Raw genomic sequence first — 14,641 nt, 5'->3', positions numbered from 1 at the left:
TTTAAGAACAAAATTAGTAAAACTAATAAGTGATAACAAGATTTTTTGGCAACACTAAACCAATAAATTACATAGTAATCTTCTTTTTTCTAGGATTATTTTATTTTTTGGTGCTTTTTTTAGGACCCAATAGCGTTTCTACCACTTCTGAAATATTGTTAGGTGTTACCGGTTATGTTTTTTTGGTTGGTCAAATTTTGATATTGGATAACCTTACTAAAAAGACTAAAATCTCTGAGGTAAGTTCTTTGCCGATGTTATTTTTCTCCGTTTTGGTTATCGCTTTTTCAGAGGTAATTACAGATACTTCTATTTTAATTTGTAATTTTTTTTTATTGTTAGCCTCATACCAATTGCTGCATTTAAATCCAGCAAAAAAAATTAATATAAGAGTTTTTAATGCTGCAATTTGGGTTTGTGTGGCTAGTCTGTTTTCGCCATTTGCAGTTTTTTTTATTTTTCCAGTTTATTTGGCGGTATATTTTTATTGTGGAAATGAGCTAAGAAATTGGTTAATGCCTTGGGCAGCAATAGGAGGCTTTCTTTTAATTACCTACGCAATTTTAATGCTCGCTGGAAACCAAGATTTTCTGCGTAGTCATTATAATTTGGTTATAAAAGCCAACTTTTCTGAAGATTATAACTACAGAGACTATACTAGGTTAACCCTATATGCCCTTTTTATGACTCTAATGCTGATTCTTGTTTTTAGCAGACTTAGAAATTTAGGTCAAGGAAGAATTACAGAGCTTAGAGGATTTACAAACATTTTTATTACCGCAATTGTAATCACTTTTTTAAGTTTAGGGGGTAAAGAAGGAATTAGGCCCATATTGTTTTCATTTTCGCCAACTGCTTTATTTCTAACTAACTATTTTGAAATGTTTAAAAAACCAAGGTTAAAAGAATTTCTATTGATTTTGGTAATTATTCTTCCGTTAACAGTAACTATTCTGAAGCTAGTTTCATAAGGCTTTTGTTATAGGTATATTTGAAAAAAATTAAGCATGTTTAGCGCTCACGCCTTTTCCGTTTTTGAAGAAAGTATAGCTATCTATCATAAGTTAGACGCTGTAGATCAACCCTTTTCAAATCCTTATAAAAAAGATAGTATAGAAGGTTTGTTGTTTCGAAAAAATTGGATAGATACTGTTCAATGGCATTATGAAGATATTATTAGAGACCCAAACATACAGCCTAAAGACGCGCTTGTTTTAAAAAGAAAGATAGATGCAAGTAATCAAGACAGGACAGATTTAGTGGAATATATTGATGATTATTTTCTCAGAAAATACCAGTTGGTAGAACCGCTTAAAAATGCTAGTATTAATACAGAAAGTCCGGCATGGGCTATTGATAGGTTGTCAATTTTGGCTTTAAAAATCTACCATATGAAAGAAGAGGTAGAAAGACCAGATGCCTCAGAAGTACATAAGAATAAATGTGCGGCAAAACTAGCGGTTTTACAAGAACAGAAAATTGACTTGTCTAGCGCTATTGATCAATTGTTACAAGATATTGAAGAAGGTAAAAAATACATGAAAGTTTATCGTCAAATGAAAATGTATAATGATGATGAATTGAATCCGGTTTTACGTGATAGCAAAGAAAGATAATAGACATTTATTGGTTATTCGGTTATCAGCAATGGGTGACGTTGCCATGCTGGTTCCTGTTCTATTAGCGTTACATAAAACATATCCTCACATACGTGTAACGGTCTTAACTAAACCTCATTTTAAACCAATTTTCTCAGATTTATCTTTCGTAAATGTTTACAGTGCAGATGTTAAGGGTAAGCACAAAGGATTTTTTGGATTACGAAAGCTCTACAAAGAATTAGTTCTCTTAAATATTGATGCTGTAGCTGATACCCATAATGTTCTAAGAAGTAAGATTTTATCCTTTTTTTTTAAACTAAAAGGAATTCAAACGGCAACACTAGACAAAGGGCGTAAAGAGAAAAAGCAATTAACGACTTGGAAAGCCAAAAAGCTTTTTCAATTAAAATCTTCTCATGAACGGTATGCTTTGGTTTTTAAAGAATTAGGGTTTCACCTTAATTTAAATGAAGCGTTAGCGCTAAAATCAAAGCCTACAAATGAACTATTGTTTTTTAAAAATGAAAATGTAGTTATAGGAATTGCCCCATTTGCTTCGTTTGAAGGAAAAGCCTATCCGCTTCATTTGATGGAAAAAACCATTGCATTATTACAGTCAAAATTAGAGTGTGAAATACTTCTTTTTGGAGGTGGACAAAACGAAAAAGAAAAATTAGATATTTTGACAGCTTCCTTTTATAGCGGTGTTCACAACATAACCAATCGGTATAATTTTAAAGAAGAGCTGGCTATTATTTCTAATCTATCCTTAATGTTATCCATGGATAGTGGTAATGGGCATCTAGCGGCAAATTATGGTATACCGGTTCTTACTATATGGGGAGTAACGCATCCGTGTTTAGGCTTTTCACCTTTTAGACAACCGCCAAAAAATTCATTGAAAGCCAACAGGGAACAATTCCCCTTTATACCAACTTCGGTTTACGGTAATAAAATGCCTGAAAACTATAGAAAAGCAATAGCAACCGTAACCCCAGATGCTATTGTTAAGCGTATACTAGAAATACTAGACAACCCCAAGTTCTTGGTTTGATTAGGCAACGGTACCCTGACAACTACTACCTGCACCAGCGGTACAACCATAACAATGCTGCGATATAATTATGTTTCTATCGTTTACGATATCTTCATTATAGTCTTTAATGTGCTGTACTTTATTGGCCAGCTTTAAATCGAGCATTTGGTTAAAATCACAATCATATAACCAACCGTCCCAGCTAACTGATAGTGTATTAGTACACATAACATTGGTAACTGCAGCAGGGTTGTAGGCTTCAACAAGTGAATACATATAATCCTCGTAATTCTCAGAAGCAATTAAATAATCTAAAAATCTTGATATTGGTAAGTTCGTAATTGCAAAAAGGTTGTGGAATTGTATTCCAAAGTCTTCTTTCAAAGCTTTTTTAAAGTCGCGTTCCAATGCCATTTGGTCTCCAGGTAAATACGCTCCTGAAGGGTTGTAGACTAAATCTAGACGTAAATTACTATCTGGCATACCATAACCTACAGCATTTAACTCTTGTAATGCTTTAATAGATTTGTCAAAAACCCCATTGCCACGTTGCTTATCTGTTTTACCACGTGTATAATGTGGCATTGAACTAATTACATGAACATTGTGTTTTTTAAAGAATTCTGGCAAGTCATAATATTTTTTATTAGCCCTTATAATTGTAAGGTTAGATCTTACTATAAAGTCATTTATACCTGCCTTTGCAGCTTCTTCAACAAACCATCTAAAATTTGGGTTCATTTCTGGAGCGCCTCCAGTTAAATCAAGAGTATGAGCACCAGTGTTTCTAATAACCTCTAAACATTGTTTCATAGTTTCTTGAGTCATAATTTCCTTGCGGTCAGGACCAGCATCAACATGACAATGTTCACAAACTTGGTTACACATGTAACCTACATTAATTTGTAGAATTTCTAGTTTTTTAGGTCGTAGAGGAAAATGTCCTATTTCTGCAATTTTATCTTTAAAGTAAGGCAATTCGCCATCTGCAAATAGGCCTCCATTTAAGATATCTAATTGTTTATGTTGAGAAGCAAGCTCGTTAGCTCTTGCTTTTAAAGATTTTGTAGCCATTTAAAAGGGGTTCTTAAATAGATTTACATTGAAAGTTTATCATACTTATTCATCATTTGTACGCCATGCACTAAAGTTGCACCACTTTCTATTGCAGCTCCAGCATGTACAGCTTCCATCATTTCTTCTTTGGTAATTCCTCTTTGAAGCCCGTCTTTAGTATATGCATCAATGCAATAAGGGCATTTAACAACGTGTGCTACTGCTAAGGCAATAAGTGATTTTTCTCTTGCACTTAATGCGCCTTCTTCAAAAACTTTCCCATAATAATCAAAGAATTTTGCTCCAAGTTCCTCACTCCATTCTGTAATTTTTCCAAATTTTCTTAAATCTTTAGGGTCGTAATAAGAATTGCTCATGTATAATTTGATTTTTGATAAACCTACGATAAAATCAGTTAAAGGTTTGGTCTTATAAATCTTAAAAAGATTACATTTTTTTTTACATAAGACTTAGTAAAACAAAATAACTTTGTGCTTAACAATCCTAACTAATATGAAATCAGTTGGTTTAGTACTTTCGGGGGGTGGCATAAGAGGTATGGCTCACATAGGACTTTTAAAAGCAATGCAAGAGCATAATATTGAAGCTGATGCTGTGGCAGGCACAAGCGTTGGTGCATTAGTTGGTGCGTTATATGCAAATGGTAATTCTTTTGATGAAATGCTTCAGTTCTTTAAAGAGACACCCATTTTTCAATACAGTTTCTTCACTTTTAATAAACCAGGCTTTATAGATACTGAAAAATATTTTGATATTTTTCTTAATCACTTTCCAGAAAATAGTTTTGAAGCGTTACAAAAAAAGCTTTTTGTAGTTGCTACTGATTTATTAAATGGTGAGGAGGTTTGTTTTAATAAAGGAACTTTAATCCACCCATTACTTGCTTCTGCTGCGCTTACACCGGTTTTTAGCCCTGTAGAGATGGGAAATACTTTCTTTGCTGATGGTGGAATTATGAATAATTTTCCAAAAGAATACTTAGATGACGATTATGATTATATTATAGGCAGCAATGTTTCGGTAGCCGGTCATTTAGAGAAAAAAGACTTAAAGAATGCCTGGCAATTAGGAAACCGTGTTACCTCATTGGCTATTTACGCTTCTTGTAAAGCAAAAATTCAGCATTGCACCTGGTTTATAGAACCATCAGAGCTAGAGACTATTGGGGTTTTTGATAAAAAAAGCGTAAGTAAAGCGTTTACAATTGGTTATGATTACGCTTCAAGAGCTATCGAAAAAGAACTAAAGAAAGCGCCTATTAATTAGAAATTATACATCATCAAAGTCAACTTTCAACGTTGATGTGGTTGGATGTGCTTGGCAGGTTAAAATAAAACCGTCAGCAATTTCTCCATCAGTTAAAATCTGATTTTTTACCATTTCAGCTTTTCCTTCCTTAATTCGAGCAATACATGAACTACAAACACCACCTTGGCAAGAATATGGCGCATCTATTTTATTTTTAAGAATTGCGTCTAGAACAATTTCTTTTTGATCCATGGTAAGCTCAAATTCTTCATCATCTAAAAGAATAGAAACTTTTGTTGTCCCATCTAAATTTTCTACCACAGTATCTTCTACATTAGAAGCGGTAAATAATTCAAAATGAATTTGATTATCTGTATAGTCATTTGCTTTAAGAGATGTGCTAACGGTATCAATCATTTGTTCTGGTCCACACAAATAAAAAGCATCAAACCTAAGGTCTTTGAATTGGTTTTTAAGCACAAGGTTAACTGTAGAATTTTCAATTCTGCCAAACAAAGCACCATCTACAGACGCTTTGCTAAATAGCCATTGTATAAAAAACCTATCGGAATATTCTTGTTTAAGCGCCTCAATATCTTTGTAGTACATAGTTTCTTCTATAGTCTTGTTCCCATAAACCAAAATAAACCTATTGGTATGGTTAGACTCTAGTACTGTTTTGGCTATACTCATTATTGGAGTAATTCCACTACCCGAAGCAAAAGCACAAACAGTAGTTGAACTCGAAGAATCTGGTTCAAATACAAATCGGCCTTCAGCTGGCATAACATCCAAAGTATCACCAACCTTTAAATCTGTATTAGCCCAAACTGAAAAGGTGCCGTTTTCAACTTTTTTTATACCAACAGTTAAATTACCAGAAGAGGGAGCGCATGAGATTGAATAAGCTCTTCGTACTTCTTCTCCATCTATTTCTTTTCTAAGGGTAATGTATTGCCCAGCTTTAAAGCTAAAAACCGTTTTTAAATCTTCTGGAATTGCAAAAGAAATGGCTATAGCATTTGGAGTTAATTGTTGTACAGCGGTTACCGTTAAGGCATAAAAATCACTCATAAGAATTTAATAAAGTGCAAATCTAGGAAATCAAATGACTTTTATAAATCTTCATTCATAGAATTCAATTATGTAACAATTTGTTTCTTTGGTATACTAACATACTGAACAAAAAACCAACCTATGTTCAAACACTTTTTTAGTTTACAATGGAAATCTTTTTTCCGGTCGGCATCTTTTAAGACGGAAATATGGTTTAAAATTTTAATGCTTTTTGGGGCACTATACTTTATTGCCGTTTTCTTGAGCCTTGGCTTTGGAGCTTATTTTATGATTGAGAAATCTGGTTTAGGCGACCCATTACGAGTGGTCAACCAATTCATGATTTATTACTTGGCTTTTGAATTGGTATTTAGGTACATGCTCCAAAAAATGCCTGTAACCAATATAAAACCACTCTTATATTTACCATTTAAAAAACGTGAGGTAGTTAACTATTCTTTAGGTAAAACCATAGTATCTTTTTTTAATTGGATGCATGCTTTTTTCTTTATACCCTTTAGCATTATCCTTTTAGTTAAAGATTACAATGCAATGGGAGTAATTGGTTGGCATCTTGCCTTTTTGGCCATTATTTACTGCTTTAATTTTATTAATGTTCTAGTAAATAATAAAGACCCTTTCTTTTATGTTTTTGCTGGGCTCGTAGTATTCTTGGGTATTTCTCAATACAATGGTTGGTTCGATATCACCATTTACACAAAACCTATTTTCAACTTTTTCTATGATGTACCTTATTCGGCCTTAATACCATGGGTGGTATTGCTGCTTTTGTACTTTATCACTTTTAACTATTTTAAAAAGCACATGTTTTTAGATGGTGGTTTGGCAGTTAAAAAAGAAGAAGCAAAAACTGAAAATCTAGATTGGCTCAACAGGTTTGGTAACCTGGGTACATTTTTAAAAAATGATATTAAACTCATTAAACGAAATAAACGTTCTAGAACAGCGGTTATCATGGGCTTCTTTTTTATTTTTTATGGTTTGCTATTCTTTACTGGTAGTATAGAAGTTTATGATGGTCCCTTTTGGAGAGTCTTTGCCGGTATATTTGTCACTGGAGGTTTCTTATTCAGCTTTGGACAGTATGTTCCTAGTTGGGATAGTAGTTATTATCCATTAATGATGAGCCAAAACATTAAATACTCTGAGTATTTACACTCTAAATGGTATCTTGTTATTATAGCTACTATTATTTCAACAGTTTTGGCATCATTCTATCTGTATTTTGGGTGGGAAGCTTATGCCGCAGTTTTAGTAGGTGCCATTTATAATATTGGCATTAATGCCTATTTGGTTTTATGGGGCGGCGCCTATGTAAAAACGCCAATCGACTTAACCTCTAACAAAAAAGCTTTTGGTGATAAACAGGCATTCAACTCTAAAACGCTCTTATTAACCTTACCAAAACTTTTACTACCCATGCTAATTTATGCCATAGGGCATTTTACCATTAGTCCTTTAGCTGGGTATTTATTTGTAGCAGCCTTTGGCTTAGCAGGCTTTATTTTTAAAAATAGAGTATTTAAATTGATAGAAGAGATTTACAAAAAAGAAAAATACAAGACTTTAAAAGCCTACAAACAAAAATAGACATGATAACAATAGATAACCTTTCAAAAACATACGGTTCGCAGACCGTTTTAAATATAGAATCACTCGAAATTCCAAAAGGGCAAAGCTTTGGTCTTGTTGGCAATAATGGCGCTGGTAAAACCACCTTATTTAGCTTACTGCTAGATTTAATTCAACCTTCAACAGGGCATATAAAAAACAATGATGTTCAAGTAGATAAAAGTGAGGACTGGAAACCTTTTACATCTGCCTTTATTGATGAATCTTTTTTAATTGGATATCTAACACCAGAAGAATATTTCTATTTCATTGGAGAGTTACGCGGCAGAAATCGTGCAGACGTGGATAGCCTATTAGCCAATTTTACTGATTTCTTTCATGGAGAAATTCTTGGACAAAAAAAATACTTAAGAGATTTGTCAAAAGGAAATCAAAAGAAAGTTGGAATCGTTGCTAGTTTTATTGGTAATCCTGAAGTAGTAATACTAGATGAACCTTTTGCAAATTTAGACCCAACAACACAGATTAGACTTAAAAGTATAATTAAAGATTTAGCAGCAAAAGAGGGTGTAACGGTCTTAGTTTCTAGTCATGATTTAATGCATGTAACAGAAGTTTGTGAACGTATCGTTGTGTTAAATAAAGGCGAATTAGTTAAAGACATTAAAACATCTGCAGAAACCCTTAAAGAATTAGAAACTTTTTTTGCGGGCTAACATGAGCACAAAAGAAGTATTTTATCGAGTAAGCTAATAATATTCTAGCCTTTTTAGAGTTATGTTCAGATAGGAAAGATTTATAAATTGAAGCTGACTACTCGCTTTTTCGTATTTGTTTTAGCAACACTACTTGGTGTTATTGGATGTTCTACTAAAAAAGACGCCTTTATCAATAGAAATTGGCACGCGCTTAATACCAAGTATAACACTCTGTACAATGGCAATATTGCTTTTGAGCAGGGAAGAGAAGAATTACGTAATTCTTACCGAGATGATTTTTATGAGTTGTTGCCGATAGAACGGTTAAAAGTAACCGATGAAATTAAACTAGACTCCGAAGACAACAATCCTAATTTTGAAAGAGCGGAAGAAAAGGCAACTAAAGCCATACAAAAACACAGTATGGATATCAAAGATGAGGAACGTAATCCTCAAACAGATGAAGCCTTTTTGCTTTTAGGTAAAGCTCGATATTTTGACCAGCGATACATTCCTGCAATGGAATCTTTCAACTATATTCTTAAAAAGTATGTTGAAAGTGATAAGCTTAATGAAGCAACTATCTGGAGAGAAAAAACAAACATGAGGTTAGAAAATCCAGAATTAGCTATAAAAAACCTTAAACGCTTATTTAAATACGAAGAGTTAAAAGACCAAGAGTATGCTGATGCAAATGCAGTTTTAGCACAATGTTATGTAAACTTAAATGCTCCAGATACCGCCTTACAAAAATTAAAAATAGCACAGAGCTACACTAAAAAAAATGAAGAGCGGGGCAGATATTTGTATATTATAGGGCAGCTTTTTAACCAGTTAGGTATTAAAGACAGCGCAAATTATGCTTTTGACAAAGTAATAGCACTCAATCGAAAGTCTCCTAGGGTATACATGATTCACGCTCATTTGGGTAAAATTAGAAACACAGATATTTCAAATGAAAACAGCGAGTTTCTTCTAGAATATTTAACTGATTTGGAAGAAAACAGAGAAAACAGACCATTTTTAGGAAAAATATATCGAGAAAAAGCCCAGTTTTACTTTCAACAAGATTCTATTGATTTAGCACTTTCTTATTATAATAAGTCTCTCAGACAAGACAATACCATCAAAAAGCTTAATGCTCTAAACTATCAAAGTTTAGCTGACTATTATTTTGACATTAATGCATACAAAACTTCAGGAGCTTACTATGATAGTACGCTAACAAATTTAAAAGAGAATACAAAAATATATAGGAGCATTAGTAAAAAATTGGAAAACCTTACTGATGTTATTAAATACGAAGGTATTGTTCAACAAACTGATAGCATAATTTCTTTGTATGAAATGCCACCGCCAGAAAGGGAGGTCTTTTTTCAAGATTATATTACTGCTTTAAAAGAAAAAGAAAAGGCAGAAGAAGAAAAAAAGGCTAAACAACAACAAGCTGGTTTTGCAACCTTAGGTCAGAGTGCCGGCGGTAAAGAAAACCAAGGAAAATTTTATTTCTATAACATAACCAGTCTAGGCTACGGTAAAAATCAATTTAGAAATCGTTGGGGTAATAGAGAATTGACTGATGATTGGCGTTGGAGTGATAAAAGCAAGGTTGCGATTTCAGAAGCAACAGGAGAACTTGTTCAAAATACTGCTACTGAAAATACTGCTCCAGAAGAGGAAAAGTATTCAGTAGATTATTACCTAGCAACAGTACCTACTAATCCAGATACCATTGATAGTTTGCGTTCGGAACGAAATTTTGCAAATTACCAACTAGGTTTAATCTATAAAGAAAAGTTTAAAGAACTCAACTTGGCAAGTTCAAAATTAGAACGAGTTTTAAATGAGCAACCAGAAGAACGATTGATATTACCTTCTAAATATTATTTGTATAAAATATATGAGGATATCAATTTACAGATGGCTGAGGTGATGAAACAGGATATTATTAAGAATCATCGAGACAGCAGATACGCAGAAATTCTTTTAAATCCTGATGCGCTAATAACAGCTGACGGTCAAGGACCAGAAGCCCGGTATGCCCAATTGTTTAAAAGTTTTGAGAATCAAAACTACTTAATGGTTATTACGCAATCTCAAGACTACATTAAAAAGTTTACAGGAGACCCAATTGTTCCAAAATTTGAAATGCTTAAAGCCAATGCTATTGGAAGATTGCAAGGCTTTATACCTTTTGAAGAAGCATTAAATTACGTAGCCTTAACTTATCCTAATAGCCCTGAAGGTAAAAAAGCAGAACAAATAGTTGCTGAACAACTTCCCAAATTAGCAAATAATACCTTTTCGTTAGATTCTGTCTCTAAGGGAACAAAAAACTGGAAGGTAGTTTTTCCTTTTACAAGAAGAACAAATGAAAAAGCAGAAGCTTTAAAAACTCGCTTACAAGAGGTTGTTAAAGACCTTAATTATAAAAATGTTGTTTCTAGGGATATATATGATTTAGAGCAGCAATTTGTGGTTGTTCATGGGTTTAAAGCTAGAGACTATGCTTTAGGTTTTGCAGAACTCATAAAAAACAACCGTGATTACCGTATTAAAGATGAGAATTTTGTAATTTCATCTACCAATTACCAAATTATCCAAGTACATAAGAATTATTCGGATTATAAAGTAAAAATGTTAACCCCAGAACCGTGAACAAAATGTTTTCAGACAAACAAAAACCCCGCCCTATGCAAGAATTTGGAGGACAGCCTAACCGTATTGAAAAGAATACAAAAATTAAAGGTGATATTACCTCAGAAGCTGATTTTAGAATTGATGGTAAACTAGAAGGTAACGTAAAAACTTCTGGTAAAGTGGTTATTGGCAAAGATGGCTTAATCAATGGAAAAGTTGAGTGTGTAAATGCAGATATTGAAGGTAACTTTAAAGGTGAACTTTATGTATCTCAATTACTATCCCTAAAATCATCGGCTAATATAGAAGGTACTGTTGATGTTGCTAAATTAGCTGTTGAACCAGGAGCTACTTTTAACGCCTCTTGCACAATGGGTAAAGGCAAACCATCAAATATAGTATCTAATAGCTCAAATCAAAACGCACAAAGGGCTAAAAATGAGCCAGCAAAAGTCTCCTAAAGAGCAAAATCAACTTATAAAAAACATTGCAAGTTTTTCTGGCGTTGCCCTACAAATGGGTCTCACCATTTACCTTGGCAATTTGCTGGGGACATGGTTAGACACCAAATACGGCACAACATTTTGGGAAGATAGTATAACTTTGTTAGCTGTTTTTTTAGCTATGGCAATGGTCATACGTAAAGCCATAGCAATAAGTAAATAATGGTCATAGCAAATATTTTAAAATATACCAGTATAGTAATTGGTGTCGGATTCTTAAGTTATTGGATTCACACCAATTTTTTTGTAGGGTCAAGCTGGTTTATGGGGTTTCTTAAACAGACTTACCTGTTTCATTTTATTTTCTCACTTTTTTTAATAGTTCTGTTTGATATTCTTTCCCTAGTAAAATCGCTACACAATTCATTAGGCTTCGTTTATTTAGCATCATTGTTTTTAAAAATTGGGCTCTTTGTGCTTCTTTTTAATACGCAATTGTTTGGCGAAGTGGATATTACCAAAATCGAAACTTTAGCATTGCTACTTCCTTTTTTTCTAGCTACTGGCCTTGAGGTCTATTTTATTTCGAGAATTTTGTTAAAAATTGAAGCTTCCAACAATAATTAAATAAAATAGTGAAGAACACAAAAGGATGTATTACTTTTGCACAAAATTTTTACGAGCCTCATTTTTGAATTGTATCATAATGAAGAAAAAACTTGGAATCTTAGGTTTGTTTGTGGCATTGCTAACAACCTTTAATTCAAATGCGAACAGCGACAAGGAGCATGTTAAAGACCATGGCGGTGAAGTAGACACTAAAGAAGAGGTTACTGAATATATATTACATCACATAAAAGACGCTCACGATTTTCATTTGTTTTCTTACACAGCAGACAATGGCGAGCGCAAACATATAGGTTTTCCACTCCCTGTTATTGTATGGTCAAGCAAGGGGTTGGTAACTTTTATGTCTTCAAAATTCCATCATGACGATTCTGGTCAACACATAGTAAATGCAGGTGGAACCAACTTTGTTAAACTTCATAGTAAAATTTACGAATTAGAAGATGGAGTAACTGAGCTTCAATTCGATGCTGAGCATCATCCAACCAATGCACACAAAGTTTTAGATCTTTCTATTACTAAAAGTGTGTTTGGTATTTTGGTTGTAGCTCTTTTAATGTTGTTGTGGTTTGGTGGCTTAGCTAAGCAATACAAAAACAAACAAATTCCAACAGGTTTTGGTAGAATTCTTGAGCCCTTAGTAATTTATGTTAGAGATGAAATTGCTAAGCCTAATATTGGAGAAGGTAAATACAGACAATTTACTGGTTATTTGTTAACGGTGTTCTTTTTTATCTGGATTAGCAATTTATTAGGATTGACTCCTTTTGGATTTAACATAACTGGTCAAATAGCAGTTACTGCTGCTTTAGCTATCATAACCTTAGTAATATACACTTTTAAAGGCAATAAAGATTACTACATGCACATGTTGTGGATGTCAGATGCCCCTTGGTGGATACGTCCTATTCTTGCAGTTATTGAATTAGCTGGGGCATTCTTAATTAAGCCATTTTCATTACTTGTGCGTTTGTTTGCTAACATTTCAGCAGGCCATATTGTAGTAATGAGCTTGATAGGAATATTAATTACTATGAAATCCGAAATGACTATTGTAGGATCGGGTTTACTTTCATTCGCTTTATCGTTTTTTATTACACTAATTGAGCTATTAGTAGCTTTTTTACAAGCCTATATTTTTACAATGTTGTCGGCATTATTTATTGGTATGGCAGTTGCTGAACACGATCATCATCATGAACATGATGACCACGGTAACGAGTTGCCAGATGCTGAAGATGTAAGAGCAGATTTTATTTAAGTATTTGAATTTTTATTAATTATATAAATAGATTTTTATGACAGTTCCAAATTTAGTAGGTGCAGGTTTAATTGTAATCGGTGCTGGTATCGGATTGGGTAAAATTGGTGGTAGCGCTATGGAAGGTATCGCTCGCCAACCAGAAGCAACTGGTAAAATCCAAACTGCGATGATTATTATCGCTGCATTATTGGAAGGTTTAGCATTTGGTGCTCTTTTCTTAGGAAAGTAATCAAAAAGCAAATCGTAACACTGTTGGTTGGTAACGGTTGGTTACTGACCAACAGTTTTTAAAAATTTAAAATTCATGGAACAATTAATAAACGATTTTTCACCTGGCTTGTTTGCAATGCAAACAATAATCATGTTGGTGTTAATTTTTCTAATGGTAAAATTTGCCTGGAAACCAATAATGAACTCAATTGAGGATCGTGAAAAAGGTATTAAAGATGCTTTAGACGCTGCGGAAAACGCGCGTAAAGAGATGCAAAATTTACAGGCTGATAACGATAAGTTATTGAAAGAAGCTAGAGCAGAAAGAGAGGCCATGTTAAAAGAAGCTCGTGAAATCAAAGAAAAAATGATTTCAGACGCTAAAGAACAGGCTCAAGTAGAAGGTGATAAAATGATTAAACAGGCTCAGGCTGCAATTGAGAGTGAGAAAAAAGCTGCGATGGCTGATATTAAATCACAAGTTGCAACACTATCTGTAGATATTGCAGAAAAAGTAATAAAAGAAGAATTGGCCAACAAAGACAAGCAATTAAAATTGGTTGAGAATATGTTGGGCGATATCAAATTAAACTAAGAAGTAGCAAGCAATGAGTGATTCAAGAGCAGCTTCACGTTATGCAAAAGCCGTTTTAGACCTAGCAGTTGAACAAAAAGTAGCTGATAAGGTTGAGGGTAATATGCGAGCTATACTTGAAACTATTAAAGATAGTATTGAGTTGCAGCAATTGCTTTCTAGTCCGGTGGTTAAAGGAGACGCTAAAAAAGAGACCCTAAAAACCCTTTTTAAAGATAGCGAACAAATTACCCTGGGTTTAATAGATGTTTTGTCTTCTAACAGAAGACAAGATTTGTTAAACGAAGTGGCTTTAAAGTACATTGCTCAATACGAAGTATTAAAAGGAGAAGATGTTGCCGTGGTAACTTCTGCTATTCCTTTAACTAAAGAATTAGAACAAAAGATTCTATCTCAAGTTACCAGTCTTACAGGCAAAAAAGTAACATTAGAAAACAAAATTGATGAAACCTTATTAGGTGGTTTTGTGCTAAGAGTAGGAGATTTACAATATGATGCCAGTGTGGCAAATAAACTGAATACGTTAAAACGAGAATTTACAAATAGCTTATAA

Annotated in this window: 17 protein-coding genes; 14 read left to right on the top strand and 3 right to left on the bottom strand. The window is 33.5% G+C overall.

Annotated features, from left to right (window positions below; genetic code table 11):
• Positions 1 to 29 precede the first annotated feature (29 nt).
• Genes H5V42_RS08205 through H5V42_RS08195 form a run of 3 tightly spaced genes read left to right on the top strand, consistent with a single transcriptional unit; the run spans position 30 to position 2,655 of the window.
• On the top strand, positions 30 to 971 hold the full coding sequence (locus H5V42_RS08205) for a DUF6427 family protein (protein WP_185782655.1): 942 nt from the start codon (positions 30 to 32) through the stop codon (positions 969 to 971).
• A 36-nt stretch (positions 972 to 1,007) separates the two neighbouring features.
• Positions 1,008 to 1,616, top strand: a complete 609-nt coding sequence (locus H5V42_RS08200) for a DUF4254 domain-containing protein (RefSeq protein WP_185782654.1) — start codon at positions 1,008 to 1,010, stop codon at positions 1,614 to 1,616.
• On the top strand, positions 1,597 to 2,655 hold the full coding sequence (locus tag H5V42_RS08195) for a glycosyltransferase family 9 protein (protein WP_313792137.1): 1,059 nt from the start codon (positions 1,597 to 1,599) through the stop codon (positions 2,653 to 2,655). The genes H5V42_RS08200 and H5V42_RS08195 overlap by 20 nt, the downstream gene beginning before the upstream one ends.
• On the opposite strand, the gene arsS is transcribed toward H5V42_RS08195, so the two are convergent.
• Together arsS and H5V42_RS08185 are read right to left on the bottom strand one after the other, a co-directional pair.
• Positions 2,656 to 3,711, bottom strand: coding sequence for an arsenosugar biosynthesis radical SAM (seleno)protein ArsS (gene arsS, locus H5V42_RS08190; RefSeq protein WP_185782653.1), 1,056 nt, complete (start codon positions 3,709 to 3,711; stop codon positions 2,656 to 2,658).
• A gap of 23 nt (positions 3,712 to 3,734) precedes the next feature.
• Positions 3,735 to 4,070, bottom strand: coding sequence for an arsenosugar biosynthesis-associated peroxidase-like protein (locus tag H5V42_RS08185; RefSeq protein ID WP_185782652.1), 336 nt, complete (start codon positions 4,068 to 4,070; stop codon positions 3,735 to 3,737).
• 136 nt (positions 4,071 to 4,206) lie between these two features.
• On the opposite strand from H5V42_RS08185, the gene H5V42_RS08180 reads away from it, so the two are divergent.
• Positions 4,207 to 4,980, top strand: coding sequence for a patatin-like phospholipase family protein (locus tag H5V42_RS08180; RefSeq protein ID WP_185782651.1), 774 nt, complete (start codon positions 4,207 to 4,209; stop codon positions 4,978 to 4,980).
• A 3-nt stretch (positions 4,981 to 4,983) separates the two neighbouring features.
• Here the strand turns inward: H5V42_RS08180 and H5V42_RS08175 are convergent, their stop codons facing one another.
• Positions 4,984 to 6,036, bottom strand: coding sequence for a ferredoxin--NADP reductase (locus H5V42_RS08175; protein WP_185782650.1), 1,053 nt, complete (start codon positions 6,034 to 6,036; stop codon positions 4,984 to 4,986).
• A 123-nt stretch (positions 6,037 to 6,159) separates the two neighbouring features.
• Here H5V42_RS08175 and H5V42_RS08170 point away from each other — a divergent pair, with 123 nt between their 5' ends.
• The 10 genes from H5V42_RS08170 to atpH all read left to right on the top strand — a co-directional run bounded on the left by H5V42_RS08170 (position 6,160) and on the right by atpH (position 14,641).
• Positions 6,160 to 7,629 (top strand): DUF5687 family protein, encoded by a 1,470-nt coding sequence (locus tag H5V42_RS08170; RefSeq protein ID WP_185782649.1) that lies wholly within the window; start codon positions 6,160 to 6,162, stop codon positions 7,627 to 7,629.
• Between the two features lie 2 nt (positions 7,630 to 7,631).
• Entirely contained in the window at positions 7,632 to 8,327 is a 696-nt protein-coding gene (locus H5V42_RS08165) for an ABC transporter ATP-binding protein (RefSeq protein WP_185782648.1), read from the top strand.
• Positions 8,328 to 8,414: 87 nt separating this feature from the next.
• A complete protein-coding gene (porW, locus tag H5V42_RS08160; RefSeq protein ID WP_185782647.1) occupies positions 8,415 to 10,967 on the top strand; it encodes a type IX secretion system periplasmic lipoprotein PorW/SprE in 2,553 nt (850 codons plus the stop codon).
• Positions 10,968 to 10,972: 5 nt separating this feature from the next.
• A complete protein-coding gene (locus H5V42_RS08155; RefSeq protein WP_185782646.1) occupies positions 10,973 to 11,410 on the top strand; it encodes a bactofilin family protein in 438 nt (145 codons plus the stop codon).
• On the top strand, positions 11,388 to 11,615 hold the full coding sequence (locus tag H5V42_RS08150) for an AtpZ/AtpI family protein (RefSeq protein ID WP_185782645.1): 228 nt from the start codon (positions 11,388 to 11,390) through the stop codon (positions 11,613 to 11,615). Before H5V42_RS08155 ends, H5V42_RS08150 begins: the two co-directional genes overlap by 23 nt.
• A complete protein-coding gene (locus H5V42_RS15375; RefSeq protein WP_390809395.1) occupies positions 11,615 to 12,019 on the top strand; it encodes a DUF6168 family protein in 405 nt (134 codons plus the stop codon). The genes H5V42_RS08150 and H5V42_RS15375 overlap by 1 nt, the downstream gene beginning before the upstream one ends.
• 79 nt (positions 12,020 to 12,098) lie before the next feature.
• Complete coding sequence (gene atpB, locus H5V42_RS08145; protein ID WP_185782644.1) at positions 12,099 to 13,280, top strand: F0F1 ATP synthase subunit A; 1,182 nt, start codon at positions 12,099 to 12,101, stop codon at positions 13,278 to 13,280.
• A gap of 37 nt (positions 13,281 to 13,317) precedes the next feature.
• Complete coding sequence (gene atpE / locus H5V42_RS08140) at positions 13,318 to 13,512, top strand: ATP synthase F0 subunit C (protein ID WP_014032715.1); 195 nt, start codon at positions 13,318 to 13,320, stop codon at positions 13,510 to 13,512.
• A 75-nt stretch (positions 13,513 to 13,587) separates the two neighbouring features.
• The gene (locus tag H5V42_RS08135; RefSeq protein WP_185782643.1) at positions 13,588 to 14,088 is read left to right on the top strand and encodes a F0F1 ATP synthase subunit B; all 501 of its coding nucleotides are present in this window, start codon (positions 13,588 to 13,590) and stop codon (positions 14,086 to 14,088) included.
• A gap of 13 nt (positions 14,089 to 14,101) precedes the next feature.
• On the top strand, positions 14,102 to 14,641 hold the full coding sequence (gene atpH, locus H5V42_RS08130; protein ID WP_185782642.1) for an ATP synthase F1 subunit delta: 540 nt from the start codon (positions 14,102 to 14,104) through the stop codon (positions 14,639 to 14,641).

This window comes from Croceivirga lutea (genome assembly GCF_014235875.1).
Taxonomy (GTDB): domain Bacteria; phylum Bacteroidota; class Bacteroidia; order Flavobacteriales; family Flavobacteriaceae; genus Croceivirga; species Croceivirga lutea.
Note: the sequence above shows the minus strand (reverse complement) of the source record. Positions and strands in the feature narration are given on the sequence as shown.